The 22,527-nt window shown below is 72.5% G+C and carries 15 protein-coding genes; 7 read left to right on the top strand and 8 right to left on the bottom strand.

Annotation, left to right across the window (positions count from 1 at the left end; translation table 11 throughout):
• Positions 1-57: 57 nt before the first annotated feature.
• The 6 genes from ACZ47G_RS16200 to ACZ47G_RS16225 all read right to left on the bottom strand — a co-directional run bounded on the left by ACZ47G_RS16200 (position 58) and on the right by ACZ47G_RS16225 (position 10,851).
• The gene (locus ACZ47G_RS16200; RefSeq protein ID WP_465743043.1) at positions 58-2,073 is read right to left on the bottom strand and encodes a glycoside hydrolase family 6 protein; all 2,016 of its coding nucleotides are present in this window, start codon (positions 2,071-2,073) and stop codon (positions 58-60) included.
• Between the two features lie 240 nt (positions 2,074-2,313).
• Positions 2,314-4,914, bottom strand: coding sequence for a glycoside hydrolase family 3 protein (locus tag ACZ47G_RS16205; protein WP_465743045.1), 2,601 nt, complete (start codon positions 4,912-4,914; stop codon positions 2,314-2,316).
• Between the two features lie 4 nt (positions 4,915-4,918).
• Positions 4,919-6,727, bottom strand: a complete 1,809-nt coding sequence (locus tag ACZ47G_RS16210; protein ID WP_465743047.1) for a PIG-L family deacetylase — start codon at positions 6,725-6,727, stop codon at positions 4,919-4,921.
• Positions 6,724-8,001, bottom strand: a complete 1,278-nt coding sequence (locus ACZ47G_RS16215) for a sugar efflux transporter (RefSeq protein ID WP_465743049.1) — start codon at positions 7,999-8,001, stop codon at positions 6,724-6,726. Before ACZ47G_RS16215 ends, ACZ47G_RS16210 begins: the two co-directional genes overlap by 4 nt.
• Complete coding sequence (locus ACZ47G_RS16220; protein ID WP_465743051.1) at positions 7,998-9,659, bottom strand: NAD(P)-binding domain-containing protein; 1,662 nt, start codon at positions 9,657-9,659, stop codon at positions 7,998-8,000. The genes ACZ47G_RS16215 and ACZ47G_RS16220 overlap by 4 nt, the downstream gene beginning before the upstream one ends.
• Positions 9,660-9,708: 49 nt before the next feature.
• Positions 9,709-10,851, bottom strand: coding sequence for a radical SAM protein (locus ACZ47G_RS16225; RefSeq protein WP_465743053.1), 1,143 nt, complete (start codon positions 10,849-10,851; stop codon positions 9,709-9,711).
• 444 nt (positions 10,852-11,295) lie between these two features.
• Here ACZ47G_RS16225 and ACZ47G_RS16230 point away from each other — a divergent pair, with 444 nt between their 5' ends.
• A complete protein-coding gene (locus ACZ47G_RS16230) occupies positions 11,296-12,777 on the top strand; it encodes an endo-1,4-beta-xylanase (RefSeq protein ID WP_465743055.1) in 1,482 nt (493 codons plus the stop codon).
• Between the two features lie 81 nt (positions 12,778-12,858).
• Here ACZ47G_RS16230 and ACZ47G_RS16235 read toward each other — a convergent pair whose 3' ends face one another.
• Complete coding sequence (locus tag ACZ47G_RS16235) at positions 12,859-13,905, bottom strand: LacI family DNA-binding transcriptional regulator (protein WP_465743057.1); 1,047 nt, start codon at positions 13,903-13,905, stop codon at positions 12,859-12,861.
• A gap of 192 nt (positions 13,906-14,097) precedes the next feature.
• Here ACZ47G_RS16235 and ACZ47G_RS16240 point away from each other — a divergent pair, with 192 nt between their 5' ends.
• Genes ACZ47G_RS16240 through ACZ47G_RS16255 form a run of 4 tightly spaced genes read left to right on the top strand, consistent with a single transcriptional unit; the run spans position 14,098 to position 19,605 of the window.
• Complete coding sequence (locus tag ACZ47G_RS16240) at positions 14,098-15,387, top strand: ABC transporter substrate-binding protein (RefSeq protein ID WP_465743059.1); 1,290 nt, start codon at positions 14,098-14,100, stop codon at positions 15,385-15,387.
• A gap of 32 nt (positions 15,388-15,419) precedes the next feature.
• A complete protein-coding gene (locus ACZ47G_RS16245; RefSeq protein WP_465743061.1) occupies positions 15,420-16,316 on the top strand; it encodes a carbohydrate ABC transporter permease in 897 nt (298 codons plus the stop codon).
• The gene (locus ACZ47G_RS16250) at positions 16,316-17,134 is read left to right on the top strand and encodes a carbohydrate ABC transporter permease (RefSeq protein ID WP_465743063.1); all 819 of its coding nucleotides are present in this window, start codon (positions 16,316-16,318) and stop codon (positions 17,132-17,134) included. Before ACZ47G_RS16245 ends, ACZ47G_RS16250 begins: the two co-directional genes overlap by 1 nt.
• Positions 17,131-19,605, top strand: a complete 2,475-nt coding sequence (locus tag ACZ47G_RS16255; protein ID WP_465743065.1) for a beta-xylosidase/alpha-l-arabinosidase — start codon at positions 17,131-17,133, stop codon at positions 19,603-19,605. Before ACZ47G_RS16250 ends, ACZ47G_RS16255 begins: the two co-directional genes overlap by 4 nt.
• Before the next feature lie 67 nt (positions 19,606-19,672).
• Here the strand turns inward: ACZ47G_RS16255 and ACZ47G_RS16260 are convergent, their stop codons facing one another.
• The gene (locus ACZ47G_RS16260; RefSeq protein ID WP_465743067.1) at positions 19,673-20,626 is read right to left on the bottom strand and encodes an extracellular catalytic domain type 1 short-chain-length polyhydroxyalkanoate depolymerase; all 954 of its coding nucleotides are present in this window, start codon (positions 20,624-20,626) and stop codon (positions 19,673-19,675) included.
• A 249-nt stretch (positions 20,627-20,875) separates the two neighbouring features.
• On the opposite strand from ACZ47G_RS16260, the gene ACZ47G_RS16265 reads away from it, so the two are divergent.
• Both ACZ47G_RS16265 and ACZ47G_RS16270 read left to right on the top strand, forming a co-directional pair.
• The gene (locus ACZ47G_RS16265) at positions 20,876-21,436 is read left to right on the top strand and encodes a hypothetical protein (protein ID WP_465743069.1); all 561 of its coding nucleotides are present in this window, start codon (positions 20,876-20,878) and stop codon (positions 21,434-21,436) included.
• A gap of 348 nt (positions 21,437-21,784) precedes the next feature.
• Positions 21,785-22,519, top strand: a complete 735-nt coding sequence (locus tag ACZ47G_RS16270) for a FadR/GntR family transcriptional regulator (RefSeq protein WP_465743071.1) — start codon at positions 21,785-21,787, stop codon at positions 22,517-22,519.
• Positions 22,520-22,527: the final 8 nt, after the last annotated feature.

Genomic DNA, 22,527 nt, shown 5'->3' on the forward strand with positions numbered 1-22,527 from the left:
CGAGCTCCTCGGGGGCTGGGGGCCGGGGCCGCCGGTGCGGCCCCGGCCGGGGTGAGGTCAGCTCGCGGTGCAGGTCAGCGACGGAGCGGTGTTGCCGCCCGAGTAGGTCGCCTGGAAGCCGAAGCTGGTGGTGGCGTTCGGCGCCAGCGCGCCGTTGTAGGACTGGCTGGCGACCGTCACCGTGCTGCCGCTCTGGGCCGCGGTGGCGTTCCAGCTGTTGGTGAGCTGCTGGTTGCCGCCCCAACTCCAGGTGACCGTCCAGGACTTGGTCGCCGTGCTGCCGGTGTTGGCGACCGTGACACCGGCCGTGAAGCCGCTGCCCCAGTCATTGCCGACGGTGTAGGTGGCGGAGCAGCCGCTGCTGCCGCCGCCCGGGGCCGTCGCCGTGGTGGCGGTCACCGCGGCGGAGGCGGGGGAGACGTTCCCGGCCGCGTCCTGCGCGGTGACGGTGTACTGGTAGGCGGTGGCGGGGGAGAGCCCGGTGTCGGTGTAGCTCGTGCCGGTCACGGTCGCGACCTTGGTCCCGTTCCGGTACACCGCGTAGCCGGTGACGCCGGCCGGGTCGGTGGCCGCCGTCCAGCTGAGCGACACGCTGCCGCTGGTGGTGCCGGTGACGGTCGGCGTGCCCGGCGCGGTGGGGCCGGTGCTGCCGCCGGTGCTGCCGAACGCCGGGTAGGCGTTCTGCACCAGCTGCCGGAACTGGGCCGCGTACCACTGGCCCGCCGGAACGTTGGCGTCGGGCATGGAGTCGGTGGGGTAGGTGTTGCCGTTCCCGTCGGTCTGGGTGCCGTTCGGGTCGCAGTGCGGGTCGCCGTGGGGGTGGGTCGCGGAGGGGTAGTCGCCGTCGGACTCGCCCGGCGGCTTGACCCACAGGAACGCGATGATCGGGCTGCCGGCGCCGTACGGCAGGGTCTGCGGACGGGCGCCGATGCCCGCACCGTTGATGTTGCACCAGTCGCCGCGGAACGGCTTGCGGTCGATCCGGTTGGCGGTGACGTACGCGTCCACCGTGGTGGGGCCGGTGTTGAGCGCGGTGGGCCGGGCGGGCCCGCCCCAGCCGTTGCGCGAGGTGTCGATCAGCATGCCGATGCTGCTCGGGAACCCGTTGGACACCAGCGTCGAGTACATCGCGGTGTTGTAGTGGTACTCGTCGAACGCCGGGTTGTACTGGTAGAAGTTGGCCGACTTGAGCGGCTGGCCGCCGACGGTGAGGTCCGGGTCGGTGAGGAACGGCTCGCTCACCGGCGTGGTGTTGGCGGTGTCGCTGACGAAGCCGTCGACGCTCGCGAACCCGGCGGTGGTGGCCTGGGCGACCTTGGCGTACTCCTTGCCCGCCGGGACCATGTTGTTGGACCAGCCGAGCCACCCCGCGTGGCCGATGTCCAGGTAGTCGTACACGTTGGGGATCGCGTGCAGCTTGTCGAGCGCGTACGCGATGCCCGACTCGTAGTACGGCGTGGCGGTGGCGCAGGCCGGCTTGGACTGGTTGGTCACCGCGTTGGGCAGGGAGTCCGGCTCGATGATGGCCGCGATCCGCAGCCCGGCGTACTTCGGGTTGGCGAGGACGGCCGTGATCGGGTCGATGTACTGGGTCTCGTACGTGGTCAATCCCGCCGCCGTGGCAGGGAGTTCGCCGTTGGAGGCGATGGCGGCGCAGTCCCGGCCCGGCAGGTCGTAGACGACGACCTGGAAGACGACCGGCGTGCCGCTCTGCTGCTGCTGGGCGAGCGCGTGGTCCAGGTGGGCCTGGAGGCCGAGGCGGCCGCCGTCCCCGGCGATCGCACCGATGTGGTCCATCCAGACGGCGGTGGGGTTGGCGGCGACCTGGGTTTCGAGTGCGCCCAGGGCGCCGCCGTCGGCGGACGCCTGGGCCTTGACCTCGGCCGTGAAGTCGGGGTTGAGGTAGCCGGTCGCGCCGGCGAACGGGTTGGCGACGTGGACGGCGGCCGCGGGGGCGGGCGCGGGCGTGGCGTGCGCGGGGGTGGCGGCTCCGATGTTCGGCAGCAGGCCGGTGGCGCCGAGCAGCGTGGCGGCCGCTGCCGTGCGCAGGCGACGCAGGACGGTTCGGGACACGTCCGGGTCCTTTCGGATGGGTGGGAGATCCTGACGGGATCGCAGAACTCGGGTGGGAACGCGCCCACTTGGGGCTGCGGCGATCCTCAATACATCAAGCCAGGGCATGAGAAACCCCGTCAATAGGCGCGGGAGCGCTCCCATTGGCCGCTGTAACTTACACGCCGCCGAGCCGGGCGGCCCGCCCCACGGCGACGGCCCCGGCCCCGCTTCCGCGGGACCGGGGCCGTCGCACGTTCGCTAGGGCAGGCACCAGGAGATGTCGGCGATCTCCAGCTCCGCGGTGCCGTCCGTGTAGAGCATGAACGGCACGTCGACGTGGAGCAGGTCCGTCCCGACCGCCGCCAGCTCGGCGACCGGGACGGAGACGGTGGTCCACTCCGTCGGACCGACCGAGCGCAGCCGCTCCGCCAGGTCGACGCCGGGCTGGGCCGGGAAGTCGTCGTGGCAGGCCAGGTAGAGCGGGGCGGAGGGCTGCTGGAGCACGCGCACGGCGAACCGCACCTGCGCCCCGGCCGCCAGGTACCCGCGCAGGTCGGCGGGGAGCCCGGACGGGGATTCGGCGTACACGAAGGCCGGGTTGCCCTTGAACCGCAGCCGCAGCGCCGTCCCGTCCGGAGTGGGGAACGGCGTCGCCCGGACGATCAGGCACTCCATCGGCTCGTCGAGGCCGATGGACTCCCGGGACCAGGTGTTGTGCCCGCCGACCCGCAGGCGGTAGGCGGTTCCCCGTGCGTCGAGGACGCGCAGCGGGCCGTCCACCCCCGGAGCCGGGGGAGCGGGCGCCGGAGTGTGCAGGGGGAGCGGCCCGCCGGGCGGCGCCGGGTCGTGCGCCGACAGGCCGTAGCCCAACGGGAACAGCGGGGTGCGGTCACCCTCCGGCGCGCTCTCCTCGGCCGGCACCCGGTAGTCCGGCAGGTGCGCGGGGACGGCGTTGACGGCGGCGGAGTCGCGCGTCCTCGGCCAGGAGGAGGGCAGCCGGCCCTGGAAGTCGTGGGCGGGCGCACCGCCTTCCGCCGCGAACAGCACGTCCGTCACCCCCTGGGCGTACGGGCCCGGCAGCCAGGCGACCACGAAGGCGTCCGAGAGGTTGATCTCCTCCGTGCAGTAGAGCGGCCGGCCGGTGAACAGGACGGTGACGGTGGGCGTACCGGCCGCGCGGAGGCGGCGCAGCAGCTCCAGGTCCCGCGCGTAGCTCTGCTTGAGGTCGGCGTACCCGAGTGAGCGCCAGGGCCGGACGGTGCCGCGCATCTCCGCGTAGGCGTCCTCGCCGATGCAGACGATCGCGACGTCGTACGGCCGGGGCCCGGTCAGGTCGGGCGTCGGATCCACCGTGCAGGCGTCCGCGCCGACGACCGAGCGGACGGCGTCGGCCATGGTGGCGCTGCCGGGCAGGTCGGTGCGGTCCAGGTCGTCGCCCTGCCAGGTGAGGGTCCAGCCGCCGCACTGTTTGCTCAGGTCGTCGGCCGCACTGCCGGTGACGAGCACCCGGCCGGTCCGGGGCAGGGGCAGCAGCCCCGGGGTGTGCTTGAGCAGCACCAGGGACTTCCGGGCCGCCTCGCGGGCCAGCGCACGGTGGTCCGGTGAGCCGATCACCGCCGGGGCGCCCGGGCGGGTCAGCGACCGTTCGGCGGGCCGGGGCTTGTCCCACAGGCCGGCGCGTAGTTTGACCCGCAGGACGCGGGAGACGGCGTCGTCGATCCGCTCCTGCGGGATGACGCCGGCCCGGACCTGGGCCACGGCCGTGCGGTGGACGCTCTGCCAGGCCTCACGGCCGGCCACCATGAGGACGTCCAGGCCGGCGTTGATCGCGTACCCGGCGTCCCCGGCCGAGCAGCGCGCGACCTCGGCGTGCGCGTCCCAGTCGCTGATCACGATGCCGTCGAAGCCCAGGGCGTCCTTGAGCACGTCGGTGATCAGGTACCGGCTGCCGTGCACCTTGTGGTTGTAGGGCTCACCGCCGCCCGGTGCGTGGTCGTAGTTGGCCGGGTCCTCCCAGCTGCTGAAGGAGACCATCACGCTCTGCGCCCCGGCCCGGATGCCGCCCACGAACCCCTGGGCGTGGATGTCGCGCAGGACCTGCTCCGAGCAGCGCGCCGTGCCCCGGTCGCGGCCGTCCGCCGTGCCGCCGTCGGCGATCCAGTGCTTGAGCGTCGCCAGCACCCGGTGGTCGGTGCGCAGCGCGGCCACATCACCCTGGAGACCCTCGACCATGGCCCGGCCGTACGCGTGGCCGAGCGCCGGATCCTCGCCGTAGCCCTCGTAGTAGCGGCCCCAGCGGCGGTCGCGCGGATTGGTCACGGTGGGGGCGAAGATCCAGTCCATCCCGGTGGCGGCGACCTCGCGGGCCGTGGCGGTGCCGATCCGGCGGACCAGGTCCGGGTCGCCCGCCGCGCCGAGGCCGATGTTGTGCGGGAAGACGGTGGCGCCGTGGACGTTGTTGTGCCCGTGGACGGCGTCGGTGGCCCACATGAACGGGATCCGGAACGGCCGGTCCTGCCAGGTCCGTTCGGCTTCGGTCCAGAAGTGGTCGACCAGGTCGACCCAGTCCCGGACGGTGGCGTGCCGGCGGCCGTGCGGCCAGATCCCGGCTCCGTTGAGGGCCGATCCGATCCGGTACTCGCGGATGTCCTCGGCGGTGAGCTCGGCGAGCTCGGGCTGGACCAGCTGCCCGATCTTCTCCTCCAGCGTCATCTGCGCGACCATCGAGACGACCTGGAGCTCGATCAGCGGGTCGGGGGCGATCGCGGACGTCAGCCGGGGCCAGGCCGTCAGCGGTGAGAGCGCGGGCAGGGGAATGCGCCCGGTGGGCGGCGCCGCCTGCGGTGCGGTGTCTGGCACGGTGTCACTCCGTTTCCGGCCGGGCGGGCGCCGGCTCGCTGATCCAGAACTCCTCGACCCGGGCGGCCAGCACGCGCTCCTGGAACGGCACCGGTACGACCGGCCGGGTCTGACCCGGGGCGAACAGCTCGACCTGGGTGCGGTGTGCGCGCAGCGCGGCCTGCTTGCGCGCCAGCTGCTCGCTGATGTCGACGGTGATCAGCCGCTCGGCCGCACCGCTGCGGCCGGCGGGCGGGTTGCGGTTGACGAAGGCGAACTCCCGCTCCGTCCGCTCGTCCCAGACCACGTAGCGGTAGACGGTCGGAGAGAGCCCCCGTTCCGCCAGACAGGCGAGCACCGTCTCGCCGGTCAGCCGGTGGTCGGCGTTGAGTTCCCGTACGTCGTGCGGCAGGTAGACCCCGGCCACCGCCGGATGGGCGGCGAGCACCTCCAGGACCCTGGCGCGGAACGCCGCCAGGTGGTCGGCGAGCCGGGTGTCCGGGAAGTCGAGGAACCGCACGGCGCCGTCCGGCAGTCCCAGGGCCCGCGCGGCCGCCAGCGCCTCCCCGCGGCGGATCAGCCGCAGTTCGGCGGGGGCGGGATCGGTGTGGATGCCGAGCACCGCGGAGTGCGACATGGCGCCGTCGGTGGCGAAGACCACGTGCACGCGGATGCCCTCGGACACCATCCGGGCGATGGTGCCGCCGCAGGCGATCACCTCGTCGTCGGGGTGCGGCGCGAAGACCAGCACGGGGCGCTCGGAACGCCGGGCGCGCAGGTGCCACTCGGTCCAGGTGCCGAGCAGTGGCGGAGCCATCGGCTGTTCCCCCTCGGAGACGGTCCGGTCGGTGGTCCGGTCGGTGGTCTGGTCGACGGTCTGGTCGGCGGTCCCGTCGGCGGTCTGATCGGTGGTCTGGTCGACCGTGCGGGTGACCGTTCCGAAGCGGTCGGTCACGGCCCCCGGGGCGAGCCCGCGGGAGCGCAGGATGTCCTCGATCTCCTCGAAGTGGTGGTCAGGGACGAGCCGGGCCACCGGAGTGTCGAACTTCCCGGCGAAGTAGCGGTAGTTCGCGGCGGCCGCGGCCATGTTGTCCCGGTAGCTCTTGGGGTGGGGCACGTGCAGCGAAGCGGCGTCGCGCCGCAGGACGAACCGGGCGCCGGCCTGGTGCAGCCGGTAGCCGAGATCGACGTCCTCGGCTCCCCAGGAGCGGTACGCCTCGTCGAACCCGCCGACCAGCCGCAGCTGGGCCGTGTCGGCGCTCACATGGCACGTCCACCACATGAGCCAGGGCGCGGTGAGCGCGCCGAGGTCCTCGCCGTAGCGGTCGTAGTAGCTCTCCCGCAGGTCCGGCCAGCGCCGCGACTCGGTGAACCGGTGGAGGGAGGCGTCCGGGTCGGCGAAGTCGATCTCCCGGAGGATCTGCTCGCCGTCCTCGTCGTCCTCGTTGAAGCAGTGGACGTAGCCCAGGACGGCGACCGGGCCCTCGGCCTCGCGGTGGGCGGCGAGGTGCGCGGCGAGCGCACCGGAGTGCAGGACGACGCCGGAGTCCACGAAGGCGCAGATCCCGCCGCGTGCGCCGGTGATGCCGACGTTGCGGGCCGCGGCCACCCGGTAGCCCTGGTCCTCCTGGAAGGAGTAGCGCAGGTCGAGCCGGTCGCGGTAGCCGGCCACGACCTCGGCGGTGTCGTCGGTGGAGCCGTCGTCGACGACGATCACCTCGAACGTCTCGCCCGGGGCGAGGCGTTGGCGGGCCAGTGAGTCGAGTGTGTGCCGCAGCAGCCGGGAGCGGTTGTAGGTGGGCACGATCACCGTGCAGTCGGGCGGCGCGGTCATGCGGCACTTCCTTCCGGGGCGCTGGTGGATTCGGAGGCGCCCGGGATCCCGGGCAGGACGACGAGCAGCCCGGCGAGGGCGGTGAGGCCGGCACACACCCAGAAGACCTGCCCGTAGCCCGTCCAGGTCGCGACCGTTCCGACCACCAGGCCGCCGAGGAACATGCCGGTCTTGAACGCACTGGCGTAGAGCGAGGAGGCGGTGCCGGGGCGCCCGGGCAGGGAGTCCTGGAGCATCACGACGGGGATGCTCATCACCACCGAGGTCCAGAAGGCGTTGGGCAGTTGGAGCAGCAGCAGGAGCGTACGGCTGTGGACCAGCGGCAGGGCCGCGAAGAACAGCGTGGCGCAGACGGTGGCCATCAGCAGCAGCCTGGCCTTGCCGATCCGGTCGGCCCAGACGCCGACCCCGATCATCAGCGGGATCTCCAGCACCGCGCTCAGCCCGAGCAGCAGACCGGCGAAGGCGGTGCTCAGGTGGAGTTCGGTGGTGACCCGCAGGGAGAGGTCGATCTGGTACATCATGTTGGCGCTCAGCAGCAGCACGATCGCCACCAGCAGCAGCCCGGTGCGCCGGCCGAGTCCGGCGAGCAGCCCGCGCAGTCCGGGAGCGGCGTCGCCGGAGCGCTCGTCCTGCGCCGGGCGCGGGATCGCGGGCAGGCCCCAGCGGCAGATCGCGGCGGCGAGCAGCGACAGGCCGGCCGCGGCCGCGTACAGGACCGTGAAGGACCACTGGGCGACCAGCCAGAAGGCGACGGGCGGGCCGACCACCCAGGCGAGTGAGGTGACCGAGCGCTGGAAGCCGTTGAAGAACGGCGCGTCGACCTTTCTCTCCTCGGCCAACTCCCTGGTGTAGGCGAAGAGTTGCCCGAAGCAGGCGCCGCCGAGGCCGAAGCAGACCAGGCCGGCCGGCAGCAGCAGGTAGTAGTCCCGCAGGACGGAGTAGCACAGCGCCCCGGCCGCGTTGCACAGCGCGGTCAGCACCAGCACCGTACGGCGGTCGCGCAGCCGGTCGGAGACGACGCCCATGGCCAGGTCGGTGCCGATCTCCCCGATCGCCCGGACGGCGAAGAACAGGCCGATCATCAGCGGGGTGGTCTGGACGGCGTCCGCCAGGAAGAGGCTGACGGTCGGGACCACGAAGGCGCCGGCCAGCCCGACCACGCCGTTGGCGGCGATCAGGCTCTGGACGGCCCGGTCGGTGAGCAGGCGCCACCGGCCGCCGCCGTGGGCCGGGGCGACGGGCGCGGGGCCCTCGACGGGTTCCGCGGTCATGGCGTCGCCTCCCGAGGCTCGTTCTCGCACGGCTCGTTCTCGCACGGCTCGTTCTCGCACGGCTCGTTCTCGCACGGCTCGTTCTCCCACGACTCGTTCTCGCACGACTCGTGCTCCCGTGGCTCGTTCTCCCGCTGCCGGTACGGCAGCCAGGGGGCCAGCTCACGGCCGGCCGGGACGCGCTCGGCGGCGGCCAGGTCGTCCGCGTCGACCTGCCCCTCGGCGAGCAGGCGGGTGCGGGTGTGCGCCGGCAGGGCGGCCAGCACGCGGTGCCGCACGTCGGCGAGGCCCAGTCGCCCGTCGAGGACGGCCGGGATCGCCGTCGCCCGTCCGGGCTGCAGGTTGCCGGGGGCGACTTGGCTGGAGACCACCGTCCAGTACGCGGCGAAGTCGACGGCCGGGTCCGGCAGGTTCCCGCTGAGCAGGCCCAGGCGGACGGTCTCCAGCCAGCAGTCGAGGTAGCGGCGGTCCTGCAGCGCGCCCATGTGGCGCTCGCACCAGTCGGCGCGGGCGCGGGCGTCGGGCAGCGTCGCCTTGCCGGTCAGGACGGCGGTCACCCAGCCGGCCACCGCCTCGAAGTACGGGCACGCCGTGCCGAACGCCTCGGTGTCCACCGGGGTGTTGACCACGGCCAGGGTCGGGTCGTGGCGCCAGAAGTGGTGCTCGTACAGGTCCTCGCGGCGCAGGCCCTCGATGAAGCCGTAGTCGGGCATCTGGTAGCCCAGGCACAGCACCACGGCGTCGTACGAGCGGCGGGAGCCGTCCGCGAACTCCACCGTGCCGTCCTCGGCGAACCGCGCGAAGGCCGGCACCGGGTGGACGTCCCCGGCGTAGACCGCCGGGACGATCCGGTCGTTGACGTGGACCGCGCCGTGGAAGCCCGCCTCCGGTAGCAGGCCGGTGGCCCGGTACATCGTCATGTACGCGGGAAGGTGCTCGGCCATCCAGTCGAGGTAGACCGGGTACGGCACCTCCTCGACGGCGACGCGTCCCGCGTACGAGAAGAGCGCGTCGTTGTAGGCGCTCCCGATCAGGCGCGGGAGGAAGAGCTGGTGGCGGCGCACCGACCAGTCGACGCGCGCGGCGGTGGCGCCGAGGTCGGCGGCGATGTCCGCGCCGCTCACGCCGCCGCCGACCACCAGCACCCGTTGGCCGGCGAAGCCCTCCGGCCCGCGGTACTCGGGTGCGGTCAGGACGCGTACGGGCGCCGCGGGGGCCGGCAGGGGGTCGGGCAGCCGGGGCTGCCAGAGTTCGCCGTTGGCGACCAGGACGGCGTCGGCCCGCTCGGTGCGCTCCCGGCCGTCCGCCGTGCGGGTGGTGACCTGCCAGGCGCCGTCCGCCTTCGCGACCCGGACGACCTCGCTGCCGAAGGAGACGGCGTCGAGGAGCCCGAACCGGGTGGCGTACGAGCGGAGGTACTCCTGGACCTCGTGCTGGGTGGGGAAGTCGGTGGTGAAGGCGGGCGGGTGGTCGCTGAACGGCATGCTCATGCGCGAGCTCTGCATCCGCACACCCGCGTAGGCGCCGCCGCCCGACGGGTTCCAGATGCCGCCGAGGTCCTCGCGCTTCTCGTGGCAGACGACGTCGAGGCCGGCGGAGCGGGCCTGCCGTACGCAGGTGAGCCCTGCCGGGCCGGCTCCGATCACGACTGTTCGCATGGCGCCTCCGGTCTCATGGGCGCACTCCGGAAGCAGAGCTGACGCTTCGTCATATGAAGGGGTCGAAGTCGTCGCACAGCTGCGCCTCCGGTCCGGTGGTCAGGGTGGCGATCTCCTGGTTCGAGGGGTGGCGCGCACAGACGAACCGGCAGTCCTCGCTGGGGTCGATGACGCCGGTGTCGGCGGCCGCCCACATCTCGGCGAAGGTCGACTGCCCGATGTCGCCGATCCGGCCCTTGGGGTTGCCCCGGTGGTAGGGGCAGATGTAGACGCCGGTCGGGGTGACGGTGGTGCGCAGTTCGGCGACGGCGCACCGGTGGTAGTCCTTCTCCTGGACGGTGTCGGATCCGCTGCGCACGGCCTGCCAGTTGGAGGAGTACAGGATGCGGAAGCCGTCGTCCTCCAGCTCCCGCAGCCGGGCGATCTGCTCCTCGACGGCCGTGATGTCCTCGGGGCTCTGGTTGACCGTGTAGTGGTCCTCGTCGAGCATGGCCTTGACCTCGAAGTAGTCGCAGCCGATCTCCTTGGCGAGGACGCCGGCCTGGTACACCTCGGCGTAGTTGGAGTCGGTGACCCGGCCGTCCGCGTCGAAGCGCTGCATCAGCAGGAACGAGTAGCCGAGCCGGCCGGTCTTCCGGCCGGCCAGCGTCCGCATGTTCTCGATGACCTGCGGGAACGCGCTGCGCTTGCCCCGGCTGGGGCGGAACGAGGCGTAGGTGTCGGCGGTGCCGGCGTCGATCGACACCCGCACCCAGGAGAGCATGCCGGCGAGCTGGTCGAGGTAGCGGTGGATCTGGGTGCCGTTGGTCACCAGGCCGAGCTTGATTCCCGCCTCGTGGAGCACCTCGATGATCCGGCCCACGGAGCGGTGCATCAGCGGCTCGCCCCCGCCGATCAGGATCACGGCGAGGACCTTGGAGTCCGCGAGTTCGTGGGCGAGGCGGAGGATGCGGTCCTGGCCGATCTGCCCGTGGTGCAGCACCTGGGAGGAGATGCATTCCGGGCAGGCCAGGTCGCAGACGGTGGTCGGGTCGAGGTCGACCACGAGTGGGGAGGCCAGCCGGTGCCCTCGCGCGACGTCGAGGGCGGCGGGATGGACGGAACGCTGGTAGAGCTTGCCGACGAGGTCGAGGCTGCGCCCGACGAAACGGGTGCCGACGGTGTCACCCAGCTGAGTACGTGGCTCATCCATGGGGACTTCGATCTCCTGTCCGGAGCCGTAGAGGTGGGAGCGCTCCCATTCAGGCCCGTGAAAAGGGCCTGTGAAGAAAGTGGAAGCGGTTCCATGAAGCTAGCCCGGCCTGCGGCGCGCCGTCAACGAATTTCGGCCAGCGGCGTTCCGCTCGGCTCCGCCGGATGCGGATGCGATTCGGTTTCGGGAGATTTCCGAAACTTCGCCGAAACATTTAACCGCGTATTGACGGGTCCCGTACACCCCGAGTTTCCTAGCCGCAGGGAGCACGACCCCACCCCTCGGGCACCGTCCACCGGACGGCCGCCGCCGTGCTCCCGTTCCCCCGAACCCGACGGCGCCACCGCCGTCATCGCTCGTGCGCCACGATCCCGCCGACCCCGCGCGGGTGTGCACCTCCCCCTGGAGCGACCCTGGAGGGCGACCATGCCTCTCGGAAAGACCTTGACGCCTCTCGGAAAGACCCTGACCAGACTTCACCACGCCTGGGCCGCCACGATGGTCCTGGCCCTGGTGACCGCGACCGGCGCGCTGGCCGCGACGGCCCCGGCCGCGGCGGCCGGCAGCACGCTGCGGGCGGCGGCGGAAGCGGACGGCCGCTACTTCGGCACCGCGCTGGAGCGCGGCGACCTCGGCGTCGGCGGTGAAACCGCCGTCGCCGGGGCGCAGTTCGACATGCTGACCCCGGCCAACGAGATGAAGTGGGACACGATCGAGCCCTCCCGCGGCTCGTTCAACTTCGGGCCGGGCGACCAACTCGTCCAGTTCGCCCGGTCGCACGGCATGCGGGTGCGCGGTCACAACCTGGTGTGGCAGAACCAGCTCCCCTCCTGGGCGGCGAACCTGCCGCTGAACCAGGTGCGCTCCGCGATGGAGTCGCACATCACCGCCGAGACCACCCACTACAAGGGCCAGGTCTACGCCTGGGACGTGATCAACGAGCCCTTCAACGGCGACGGTTCCTTCGTCCCGGACGTCTTCTACCGGGCGATGGGGGCCGACTACTTCGCCGACGCGCTGCGCACCGCGCACGCCGCCGACCCGGGTGCCAGGCTCTACATCAACGACTACGGCATCGAGGGCGGGAACGCCAAGAGCGATGCGCTCTACAGCCTGGCCCGGTCGCTGCTCGCCCAGGGGGTGCCGCTGGGCGGCATCGGGTTCGAGAGCCACTTCATCCTCGGCCAGGTCCCCGCCGACATGAAGGCCAACCTCCAGCGGTTCGCGGACCTGGGGCTGGACGTGGCCGTCACCGAACTGGACGACCGGATCCAACTGCCCGCCTCCGGCTCCGCGCTCCAGCAACAGGCCGCCGACTACGCCGCCGTGGTGCGGGACTGCCGGGCCGTCTCCCGCTGCGTGGGCGTGAGCCAGTGGGGCGTGGACGACGCGCACTCCTGGATCCCCGGCACCTTCCCCGGAACCGGCGCCGCCACCATGTACGACGGCAACGACCAGCCCAAGCCCGCCTACTACGCGGCGCTCTCCGCCTTCGGCGGTTCGAGCTCCGGCGGTGGTGGCGGCGGCGGGACGACGGGCGCGTTGCACGCGGTCGGGGCCGGCAAGTGCCTGGACGTGCCGAACGCCTCGACCACGGCGGGCACCCAGGTGCAGATCTACAGCTGCTGGGGCGGCGCCAACCAGGTCTGGACCCACACCGAGGGCGACCAGCTGACCGTCTACGGCGACAGCAGCCGGCTGTGCCTGGACGCCTCCGGCCAGGGCACCGTCCCGGGCACCAAGGTGGACGTCTGGCCGTGCAACGGCCAGGCCAACCAGCAGTGGCACCTCAATGCCGACGGCACCGTCACCGGCGTCCAGTCCGGTCTGTGCCTGGACGTCTCCGGCGCCTCCACCGCCGACGGCGCCCTGGCCCAACTCTGGACCTGCAGCGGCGGCGGCAACCAGAAGTGGACCCTCGGCTGACAGCACGCGACGGTGTGGCCGGATGGTGCCGGGGCCCCGGCACCATCCGGCCACACCGCGTTGTGGTGACCTGACGTCCCGTCAGTTCCCTTCGGTCGGACCGGGGTCGGCCGTGCGCGGCGGGGCGGTGCTGCTGCGTTCGACCAGGCTGGTGGCCAGGTCCACCCGCAGGGTGCCGGGCCGCGTGCCACGGGCCAGGTCGATCACCAGGTGGGCGGCCGTCTCGGCCATCTCGGTCAGCGGCTGGCGCACGGTGGTCAGCGGCGGGCCCACCCAGCGGGCCAGCGGCAGGTCGTCGAAGCCGACCACGCTGAGGTCCTCCGGGATGCGCAGCCCCACCTCGCGGGCGGCCTCGTACAGTCCGAGCGCCTGGAGGTCGTTCCCGGCGAACACGGCGGTGGGCCGGTCCGGCAGGCGGATGAGTTCCAGGCCGAGCCGGCGTCCGGACTCGTGGTGGAAGTCGCCCTCCCGGACCAGGGCCGGGTCGTACGGGATGCCCGCCATGTCGAGCGCGGCCCGGTAGCCGTCGGCCCGGGCCCGGCTGCACATCATCCGGGCCGGGCCGCCGATCAGGCCGATCCGGCGGTGGCCGAGGTCGAGCAGGTGCCGGGTGGCGGCGAGGCCGCCGTCCCAGTTGGTGGTGCCGACGGCGGGCACCTCCTGGCCGGGGTCGCCGGCCGGGTCCATCACCACGAAGGGGATGTCCCGGCGGGCCAGTTGCTCGCGCAGCGCGCGGTCCAGGTCGGACAGCACCAGCACCACGCCGGTGGGCCGGCGGGCGAGCACCCCGTCCACCCAGGACTGGGTGGGACCGTGCCGTTCGGCGGACTCGGAGAGCACGATGCTCAGGCCCTCCGCGCGGACCACGTTCTCGACGCCGCGGATCACCTCCACCGCCCAGGCGCTCTCCAGCTCGTGGAAGACCAGCTCCAGCAGCGGGCTGGTCTGCCGGTTGCCGCGGCGCCGCCGGTAGCCGTGCCGTTGGAGCAGTTCCTCCACCCGCTCCCGGGTGGCGGGGGCGACGTCGGCGCGCCCGTTCAGGACTTTCGAAACAGTCGGCGCGGAGACTCCGGCCTCCTGCGCGATCTCGGCGAGCGTGGCCGCTCTGTTCACGGGTTCCTCCTGCACTGCCCCTGCTGGGCGAACTCCGTCGTGGGTGGGTGTCGGGCACGGCCGCGGGCGGTCCGTACCGCACGGATGCTAGCCCGCCCGACGGACCGGGGCCGATCCCGTCCGCACCCTTGACGGGCGGTCAGGTCGGTTCTAGGTTTCCCACAACATTCGGCAACTTGATCGAAACATTCGAACAGAGGGCAGGGTATGCGATCGAGAATCGCCGCGATCACCGCGGTCACCGCACTCGTCCTGGGCACGTCCGCCGCCTGCGGCTCCGGCGCCTCCTCCGACGGCGGAGACGGGACGATCCACGTACTGGTCTACGGAGACTCCGGCAACAAGGTCGAGAAGCAGATCATCGACACCTTCAACCGGACCTCCAAGGTCAAGGCGGTGCTCGACACCGTCCCCGGCGCGGACTACCAGCAGAAGCTGCAGACCGTGATCAACACCCCACGGGCCCCCGACGTCTTCTTCAACTGGGGCGGCGGCTCCATCCAGCCGTTCGTCAAGGCGGGCCTGCTGCTGCCACTGGACGACTTCATCGCCAAGGACCCGGGCCTGAAGGACAACTTCCTGCCCTCGGTCTTCAACTCGGCGGTGATCGACGGCAAGCCGTACGGCGTGCCGATGCGCGGCACCCAGCCGGTGCTGCTGTTCCACAACAAGAAGGTGCTGGCGGACGCCGGGCTCACCCCGCCGAAGACCTGGGACGACCTCCTCGCCGCCGTCAAAACCCTGAAGGACAAGGGCATCACCCCGATCGCGCTCGGCGGCGGCGACCAGTGGCCCACCCTGATGTGGTTCGAGTACCTCTACGACCGGATCGCCGGCCCCGGCCTGTTCCAGCGGGCGATCGGCGGCGACAAGGAGGCCTGGGCGAGCGAGGACAGCCGCAAGGCACTGGCCGCCCTCAAGCAACTGGTCGACGCGGGGGCCTTCGGGAGCAACTTCGACTCCGTCAAGTTCACCGACGGCGGCTCCCCGGCCCTGGTCGCCAAGGGCAAGGCCGCCTTCGAGCTGATGGGCTCCTGGTACTACGCCACCCAGCAGGACGCCAACCCGGACTTCGCCAAGTCCGGCCTCGGCTACGCCGGCTTCCCGGCCCTGAGCGGTGGCAAGGGCGACCCGGCCGACGTCGTCGGCAACACCAACAACTTCTACTCCGTGCTGAAGAAGACCAAGCACCCGGAGGCCGCCGCGGCCTTCCTCAAGCTGATGTACTCCGACGAGTTCGTGAAGGCGCAGCTGGCCATCGGCAACCTGCCGACCACCACCGGCACCGCGAACCTCCTCGACCTCTCCGCCAGCCCCGCCTACTCCAAGGACCAGTACCAGCTGGTCAAGGCGGCCCCCTCGTTCCAGCTCTCCTGGGACCAGGCCTACCCGCCGAGCGCCATGACCCCGATGCACACCGCCGTCCAGCAGTTCCTCGACGGCAGGATCGACGCAGACGGCTTCATCAAGGCCATGCAGGCCTTGCCCGCCTCATGACCGGCCGGATGACCGGCCGGATGACCGGCCTCATGACCCGGCGTGCGCGGCCCGGCGCGGAGGCGACTCGCCCGGGGTTCGTCTGGGCCCTCCCCGCGGCGGTGTTCTTCCTGTTGTTCGCGCTCACACCGCTGCTGCTGGTCGTCGTGCTCTCCTTCACCAGCTGGGACGGCATCGGCGCACCGCGCTTCAACGGCCTGGACAACTGGAGCGCCCTGCTCCGCGACCCGGTGATGCTCCAGTCCGTCTGGACCACCCTGCTGCTCACCGCCCTCGGTGTGGTGACCCAGACGCCGATCAGCATCCTGCTCGGCGTCTGGGCAGCCGGGCAGCAGCGCAACCGGGCCGTGCTCTCGGCGATCTACTTCGTGCCGCTGCTGCTCTCGGCGACCGCCGTCTCGGTGGTGTGGCGGGCCGTCCTCGACCCCAACTTCGGCGTACCGGCCCAGCTCACCCGGCTGTTCGGCGACGGCAACCTGCTCGGCACCAGGACCGGTGCGATCGGGGTGCTGACCTTCGTCGGCGTCTGGCAGTTCACCCCGCTGCACGCGCTGATCTACCAGGGCGGCGCCCGGGCCATCCCCCAGGTGCTCTACCAGGCCGCGGCCGTCGACGGGGCGGGCAGGGTGCGGCAGTTCTTCCACATCACCCTGCCGCAGCTGCGCAACACCGTCATCACCTCGGTGATCCTGATGGTGGTCGGCGGCCTGACCACCTTCGACACGGTGCTGATCCTCACCCAGGGCGGCCCCGGCACCGACACCACCGTCACCGCCTACTACATGTACCAGAAGGCCTTCAAGGGCTTCGACTTCGGCGCCGGGTCGGCGATCGCGCTGGTCCTCGTGGTGGTCGCCACCCTGATCTCGCTCGCGGTGGTCCGGATATCCGGCTACGACCGGATGCGCGGCACGACGGAGGGCCTGTGATGCGCCGACGCCCCAACGTCCTGGCCGGCTTCGGCTCCCTGGTATGGCTGGTGCTGGTCGGACTGCCGCTGTACGTGCTGCTGATCGCCACCTTCCGCACCCGCGCCGACTACTCCACCGAGGGCCCGCTGACGCCGCCCGCGCAGTGGACCCTGCAGAACTACCTGACCGACCTCTCGACCGGCTTCGGCCGGGACTTCCTCAACACCCTGACCGTCACCGCCGGTGTGGTCGCCATCGTGCTGCTGGTCGTCCCGCCGCTCGCCTACGCCATCGTGCGCGCCCGCGGCCGGGCGACCGGCTGGGTGTTCCGGCTGTTCCTACTCGGGCTGGCGATCCCCGCCCAGGCGGTGATCGTGCCGATGTTCTACGTCATCAGCAAGACCGGCCTGTACGACCACCTGATCGGCGTCATCCTCCCGACCGCCGCCTTCTGCCTGCCGGTCTGCACCCTGGTGCTGACCGGTGCGATGCGCGACATCAGCCCCGAGCTGTACGAGGCGATGGCGATGGACGGCGCCTCCCCGGCCCGGGTGTTCCGGCAGCTGGTGCTCCCGCTGGCCAAGGGCGGACTGTCCTCGATCACGGTCTTCGCCGCCCTCCAGGCCTGGAACGGCTTCCTCTTCCCGCTGATCCTCACCCAGTCCGACTCCACCAAGGTCATCACCCTCGGCCTGTACGAGTTCCAGACCGAGCACGGCGTGGACGTGCCCGGACTGCTCAGCGCCGTGGTGCTGTCCATGCTCCCCGTCTTCGTCGTCTACCTGTTCGCCCGCCGCGCCCTGGTCCAGGGCCTGACGGGGATGGGAGGAAAATGAACCGCCACCGGACCCTCGAACCCGAGCCCGAGCCCGAGCGCGTGCCCGAGCCCGCACCCGCACCCGTGCCCGAGACCGCTCCCGCGTGGCGGGACACCACGCTCACCCCGGAGGCCAGGGCCGACGCCCTGATCGCCGCGATGACCGTGCGGGAGAAGACCGCCCAACTGGTCGGCGTCTGGGTCGGCGCCGACGCCGACGGTGCCGAAGTCGCCCCGCACCAGCACGAGATGGAGCCGCCACCCGACCTCGACACCCTGCTGCCGTACGGGCTCGGCCAGCTGACCCGGCCGTTCGGCACCGCCCCGGTCGACCCGGCGCTCGGCGCGCTCTCCCTGCTGCGCACCCAGCAGCGGATCGCCGCCGCCAACCGCTTCGGCATCCCGGCCCTCGCCCACGAGGAGTGCCTGGCCGGCTTCGCCGCCTGGGGCGCCACCGCGTACCCCGTCCCGCTGTCCTGGGGCGCCGCCTTCGACCCGGAGCTGGTCAAGGCGATGGCCGCGGCCATCGGCCGCGACCTGCGGTCCGTCGGGGTGCACCAGGGGCTGGCGCCGGTGCTCGACGTGGTCCGCGACGCCCGCTGGGGGCGGGTCGAGGAGACCATCGGCGAGGACCCGTACCTGGTCGGCACCATCGCCACCGCCTACGTCCAGGGCCTGGAGTCGGCCGGGATCGTGGCCACCCTCAAGCACTTCGCCGGGTACTCCGCCTCCCGCGCCGGACGCAACCTCGCCCCCGTCTCGATGGGCCCGCGCGAGCGCGCCGACGTCATCCTGCCGCCCTTCGAGATGGCCGTTCGGGAAGGCCGGCCCCGCTCGGTCATGCCCGCCTACACCGACACGGACGGCCTCCCCTCCGCCGCCGACCAGGCCCTGCTCACCGAACTGCTGCGGGACACCTGGGGGTTCACCGGCACGGTCGTCGCCGACTACTTCGGCATCGCCTTCCTGGAGAGCCTGCACGGCGTGGCCGAGGACCGGTCCGCCGCCGCCGCGCTGGCCCTGACCGCCGGGGTCGACGTCGAGCTGCCGACCGTGAACGCCTTCGGACAGCCACTGTTCGACGCGGTCGTCACGGGTGCCGTCCCGGAGTGGCTGATCGACCGGGCGCTGCGCCGCGTGCTGGTCCAGAAGGCCGAACTCGGGCTGCTGGACCCCGACTGGAGCCCGGTCCCGGCCGCCCTCGCCGACGCCGACCCGAGCGAGCCGGCGGCGCTGCGCGGCCTGGTCGACCTGGACCGGCCCGCCAACCGCGCGCTCGCCGCCGCCCTCGCCGAGCAGGCCGTGGTGCTGCTGCGCAACGACGGCCTGCTGCCGCTGCGCGAGTCGGCCCGGATCGCGCTGATCGGACCGAACGCCGACGAACCCACCGCGGTGCTCGGCTGCTACTCCTTCCCGGTGCACGTCGGCGGACAGCACCCCGAGGTCCCGCTCGGCATCGAACTCCCCACCCTGCGCGAGGCGTTGGCGGCCGAGCTGACCAGTGCCGAGCTGGCCGGCAGCGAGCTGCGCACGGTGCGCGGCGTGACGGTCGACGGCGAGGGCACCGCTGCCGAGGACGCCGCCGGTATCGCCGAGGCCGTGCGGGCCGCCCGGTGGGCCGAGGTGGTGGTGCTGGCCCTCGGCGACCGGGCCGGGCTGTTCGGGCGCGGCACCAGCGGGGAGGGCTGCGATGCCACCTCGCTCGAACTGCCCGGCAGACAGCGCCAGTTGCTGGAGGCGATGCTCGACACCGGGACGCCCGTGGTGGTGACCCTGCTGGCCGGGCGGCCGTACGCGCTCGGGCGGGCCGTCACCGAGGCGGCCGCGATCGTCCAGTGCTTCTTCCCCGGCGAGGCCGGGACACCGGCGCTCGCGGGCGTGCTCAGCGGGCGGGTCAACCCGTCCGGGCGGCTGCCGGTCTCCGTCCCCGCCCACCCCGGGATCCAGCCCTCCAGCTACCTGGCCGCGCGGCTCGCCCAGGCCGGCGAGGTCTCCAGCACCGACCCGACGCCCGCCTTCGGCTTCGGACACGGGCTCGGCTACAGCGAGTTCAGCTGGTCCGGCCTGGAGGTGGGGACGGCCGAGACCGGCACCGACGGCGCGTTCCGGCTCGCCTTCCGGCTCCGCAACTCCGGCGCCCGGGCGGGCACCGAGGTCGTGCAGCTGTACCTCCACGACCCGGTGGCTTCCGTCGTCCAACCGGTGCAGCGGCTGATCGGCTACCGCCGGATCCCGCTGGAGGCCGGAGCGGACTGCCGGGTGGAGCTGACCCTCCCCGCCGACCTGGCCTCCTTCACCGGCCGCGACGGCCGGCGGATCGTCGAACCCGGAGCCCTGGAGCTGCGGATCTCCGCCTCCAGCACCGACGCCCGCCTCACCGTGCCGCTGCGCCTCACCGGCTCGGCCCGCCCGCTCGACCACACCCGCCGGCTGCACCCGACCATCACCGTGCACGGCCTGCCACCGGGCCCGACAGGGCCTAACGGCTGAACCGACGCCACCGTCGGTGACGGGGCCGGTCTCCGCCGCAGTCGCGGGACCGGCCCCGAAGGCCCGCTCAGCCGCGCGGGCTGCCGTCCAGCCCCATGAAGTGAATGGCGTAGGCGGCCATCTGCGTCCCCTTGACCGGCAGTTGGTGCCCGGCGCCGGCGATGCTGTACGTCTCGACCTGCGTCCTGCCGGAGCCGTTGGCGTACCGGGCCCGGTTCCAGTCGGCCGCGGGGGTGTCACCGGACGACGGGGTCTGGCTCACCCCGAGGACGTTCGTCCACTGCTTGGTCTCCTCGCCGAGATCCCGGTGGTTCAGGATGGGGTCGGCGGTGCCGTGCCACAGCTGCACCCGGGGGCGCGGCCCGGTGTAGCCGGGATCGGCACGGCGCACCAGGTCGCCCCACTGCTGCGCGGTCAGGGAGACCTGGCCCCCGGCGCAGGGGCCGTTCCAGCCGCGCACGGTGCCCGTGTAGAAGCAGTGGTAGGGCACGCCCATGAACGCCGAACCCGCCTTGAACACGTCCGGGTAGTCGGCGAGCATGACGTTCGTCATCATCCCGCCCGACGACTCGCCGGTGACGTACACGGCGTCGCGGTTCGCGCCGTAGCGGCGTTCGGCGTAGGTGACCATCGACATCAGCCCGACCGGGTCGCTGCCGCCGCCCCGCCGCAGCGCCTGGTCGGACGAGACGTCCCAGCAACTGCCGGCCGGGCTGGTCGAGGGGTAGATGACGACGAACCCGTACCGGTCGGCCAGCGCCGCGAAATCGGTGCTGGAGTACAGGTAGGGCCCCGAGCCCTGGCAGCCGTGCAGCGCCAGCAGGACGGGCGGGGCGGCCTTGACGCCGTTCGGCACGTACACGTACATCTGCAGGCCGGTCGGGTTGTCGCCGAAGTCCGTGATCCGGGTCAACGAGGCGGCGCCGGCCTGGGGCGCGACGGTCAGGCTCGCGCCCAGCACGGCGCCGACGGCCAGGGCTACGGCGAGCAGGCGGGACTTCAGGTACCGGGAGCGCGGCATGGAACCTCTTTCCTGAGATGTGAGCGCTCACATCGGCGACCCGCGCCTCCGGTCTGCGCCCGCTCTGGTTTCGGACCCGTTACGGACTGCTGACGCTGCATCAGTGACCGCAAGCTGTCAAGGAGGGGCTGGACTCCTCCCGGACATCCCAGTGATACGGCCGATCGGGGCGATCCCCGGGGTGAAAGTTTCATGCCCTCGGCAGGCCCGGTGCGGCCACCGGTCGCACGGGGTCAGGCGCACCAGAAGATGAACGGCTTGCAGGTCGGCGTCGCCGTTGCCGTGGGGGTGGCCGGGCTGGGCGAGTGCTGCGCGGGCGGCGCCGTGGTGGACGTCGTGGGCGGGGGAGCGGACGACGCGGTCGGGGCGGCCGGGCGGGATGGGGCGGCGGTCGTCCTCGACGCACTGGGGCGGGCGCCGGTGGCCGACGGCTGGGCCAGGGGGCTCGCGGTGCCCGGTGCGGCCGTCGCCGTCGCGGGAACGCTCGCGGAGCGCGGGGCGGACGGTGCGGCGGCCGACGTGGCCGCCGTCGCACTGTCCGACGGGAGCGGGGCCGCCGCGCCGTCGTCCTGGCCGAAGGCCACCACCGCGGTGGCCAGCCCGCCCGCCACCACGCCGAGAGCGGCAAGGGTGAGCGCGGCGCCGCGCCGCCGGCGCGGTCGCCGACGGGCCCCCCGGGGCGCCGGGATCGCGGTGGGTGGGTCCACGACCGGGCGTTCGGGCTCCTGTGCCGGGAGCGCCTCTCCCGGCCGCCCGCAGCCCGGGCAGGAGAGTGCGCCGTTGAGATGCCGTTGGCAGAGCGTGCAGTAACTCATTCGATCTTCCATGGGTGCCCGCATGCCGCGGCGGGTGGTCTGCGGATCGTACGCGGATCCGCTCCGCCCGCGACAGCCGCCCGGTGCGGGGCTTCTGCGGAGATCACGTGTGGTTCGTGTACGCGGGCTCGACCACCCGGAGCGACGGCCTACGCCGAGTCCTGAGCCGCGTCCCGCGGCCGTCCTCCGACTCGATACATAGGATGTATCAGCGGGCGTCCCCAGCTCTCACCTCATGACGTGAGATCGAGGAGTGCAGAAATCCGCGGTGTCATGCGTCAATTGACTGGAGACGGTGATCGGATCCCTTCCAAGACATGGGATCACCTGCTAGGTTGGCGCCGTGTCCCTGACCGACAAAGCCATCGCCCGCATCCGCCGGATGATCCGCGACGGCGAGCTGCCCCCGGGGTCGAAGCTGCCCCCGGAGCAGCAGCTCGCGGCCGAGCTCGGCCTGTCCCGGAACCTGATGCGCGAGGCGGTGAAGTCGCTCGTCGTCGCCCGGGTCCTGGAGATCCGGCGCGGCGACGGCACCTACGTGACCAGCCTGGCGCCCGCCCTGCTGCTGGAAGGACTCGGCGGCGCGGTCGAACTGCTCCAGGGGGACACCGTCCTGGAGCTCACCGAGGTGCGCAGGCTCTTCGAGCCGGTCGCCACCGCGCTGGCCGCCACCCGCATCACCGACGAGGACCTCGCCGAGGTGGAACGGCACCTGTCGGCCATGCGGGACGCCCGGGACGACACGGAACTCCTGCTCCGGCACGACGCGGCGTTCCACCGGGCGGTGATCCGCGCCACCCGCAACGAGACCCTGGCCACGCTGCTGGAGCACATCTCCGGACGAACCCTCAGCGCCCGGGCGTGGCGGGGGCTGGCCGACGCGGACGCGGCCGGGCGGACCATCGCCGAGCACGAGGCGATCCACCGGGCCCTCGTCGCCCGAGACCCGGACCTCGCCCGGGCCGCCGCCCTGATGCACGTCAACACCACCGAACGCTGGCTGCGCGACCACCTGGCCGAGGGGGAGCCGGTCCCCGCCGCCCCGCGCCCGCGGTCGGATCACCCGCGCTCCACCTGACCAGTCGT

Source organism: Kitasatospora sp. NPDC030952 (assembly GCF_055571335.1).

Coding starts and splice junctions, on each gene's coding strand:
- ACZ47G_RS16210 (WP_465743047.1), bottom strand. CDS start 6,727: ATGACCGCGCCGCCCGACTGCACGGTGATCGTGCCCACCTACAACCGC.
- ACZ47G_RS16220 (WP_465743051.1), bottom strand. CDS start 9,659: ATGCGAACAGTCGTGATCGGAGCCGGCCCGGCAGGGCTCACCTGCGTA.
- ACZ47G_RS16215 (WP_465743049.1), bottom strand. CDS start 8,001: ATGACCGCGGAACCCGTCGAGGGCCCCGCGCCCGTCGCCCCGGCCCAC.
- ACZ47G_RS16225 (WP_465743053.1), bottom strand. CDS start 10,851: ATGGATGAGCCACGTACTCAGCTGGGTGACACCGTCGGCACCCGTTTC.
- ACZ47G_RS16240 (WP_465743059.1), top strand. CDS start 14,098: ATGCGATCGAGAATCGCCGCGATCACCGCGGTCACCGCACTCGTCCTG.
- ACZ47G_RS16245 (WP_465743061.1), top strand. CDS start 15,420: ATGACCCGGCGTGCGCGGCCCGGCGCGGAGGCGACTCGCCCGGGGTTC.
- ACZ47G_RS16260 (WP_465743067.1), bottom strand. CDS start 20,626: ATGCCGCGCTCCCGGTACCTGAAGTCCCGCCTGCTCGCCGTAGCCCTG.
- ACZ47G_RS16265 (WP_465743069.1), top strand. CDS start 20,876: ATGAACGGCTTGCAGGTCGGCGTCGCCGTTGCCGTGGGGGTGGCCGGG.
- ACZ47G_RS16255 (WP_465743065.1), top strand. CDS start 17,131: ATGAACCGCCACCGGACCCTCGAACCCGAGCCCGAGCCCGAGCGCGTG.
- ACZ47G_RS16250 (WP_465743063.1), top strand. CDS start 16,316: ATGCGCCGACGCCCCAACGTCCTGGCCGGCTTCGGCTCCCTGGTATGG.